Genomic DNA, 1407 nt, shown 5'->3' on the forward strand with positions numbered 1-1407 from the left:
CATTACCGAAATTAGTAAGTGAAGAGGAGAAAGCAAAGTATAATGAAAATCCGAGTAAGTGGCTAAAGGAAAATAATTATTCAATGCCGATAACAAGTAGTGATTTAGCAAAAATAAGAGGAAATTATAAAGCTGAATTAAAGGAAAATGTAGATTTATCAGATGTTAAAATAATGAAGAAATGGTTAAATGACGGACACGGAGCTTACACATATTATTCAGCAATATATGCAGGAGAAATAGATAAATTACTGAAAAACTATGTAAAAGCGAATGGAGTTGAAAGGTTAGGAATAGAATCTGAGATAGAAAGAAAATATATAGAAAATCAGGAAAAGTTGATAGAATTATTTACGAACGGACCTGCAATATTGAATGATTCACAGGGTTTGAGAGAAGGAGTAACAGAGTATAATAGAAGAGATTTTGAGAAAGAATATAATCAGGGTAGATATATTGATAAAGGTTTACTGAGTAATTATCTAATGAATAGTATGAATGAGAGTATAAGAAAAGGAAAGCTGGGAGTATTGGAAATAGATGATTATATAAAAAGTTTAAGAAATGGAGCTGGTTTAAGATGAAAAAGAGAGTGGTGCTGATGTTAATGTCAGTAATAGCATTGAATTCGTGTTATTATGCACAACAGGTAATAGATGATGCAAGGGAGTCTAATTTAACGGATCAAGCTAACAAAAAAGATGGGGGAGGGGCATATAGTAATGAAAAATATAAAGAAGGAGTATATGAAGCAATAAAAGACGTTGCAAAAAGACCAATAAACAAAAAAGTTCAATTTGAAGAAGCAACATTAATTATACCTGAAAATACTAAAATAAATGAAAAATTGGGTGCTTGTACGAGTAAAAGAGTCGGGAATAAAAATTATGGATTACTTTATAATGAATTAATACCGGGAATGGAAGAAATAGCTCAAAAAATAATAAAAGCTAATGGATTTACAAAGACTTGTAATTAAAATTATAGTAAAAAACTCCATTATTCAAATTAATTGAAAAAATATCTGTTTATTTTAGTATTTTTCATAATTGTAAGGAATAAAAAAAACCTCGGCATTCAAAATTTTCCGAGTAAATATGAAATTATGCTGATAAGGAAAACAGCTGTCTTAGCGAATTGAGTTTGCTGTTTTCCAAGCATAATGAATATTTATGAGGGATAAAAAATTTTGTAGCCGATAGCTGGAGTGTGAGGGCGGTAATAAGCCCTCACGGAAAATAAAATATTAGGAGAAGTAAAGGACTTGTATAACTTAGATCAGAGTATAAAGATAAACTTGGCAATAAATGGACCTGCAATTTTGGATAATAGTGAATTTCTATTGAATGCGAAAGATGAATATAATAGAAATGAGCTGTTAAAGGATTATAATAGTGGGAAATATCG

General features: G+C 29.8%; 2 protein-coding genes. Both read left to right on the forward strand.

Translation table 11 applies throughout. The annotated features are described in order from the left end of the window. On the forward strand, window positions 1-584 hold a 584-nt coding region (locus tag EII29_RS12295; protein WP_158612540.1), incomplete at its 5' end, for a hypothetical protein. Continuing rightward, window positions 581-979 (forward strand): hypothetical protein, encoded by a 399-nt coding sequence (locus EII29_RS11335; protein ID WP_199726089.1) that lies wholly within the window; start codon window positions 581-583, stop codon window positions 977-979. The genes EII29_RS12295 and EII29_RS11335, both read left to right, overlap by 4 nt. The last annotated feature ends 428 nt before the right edge of the window (window positions 980-1407 follow it).

It is taken from the genome of Leptotrichia sp. OH3620_COT-345 (assembly GCF_003932895.1).
In the GTDB taxonomy this organism is placed as follows: Bacteria; Fusobacteriota; Fusobacteriia; order Fusobacteriales; family Leptotrichiaceae; genus Pseudoleptotrichia.

Bases quoted from the DNA above. Each gene is read 5' to 3' on its own strand.
- EII29_RS11335 (WP_199726089.1), top strand. From the start codon at position 581: ATGAAAAAGAGAGTGGTGCTGATGTTAATGTCAGTAATAGCATTGAAT.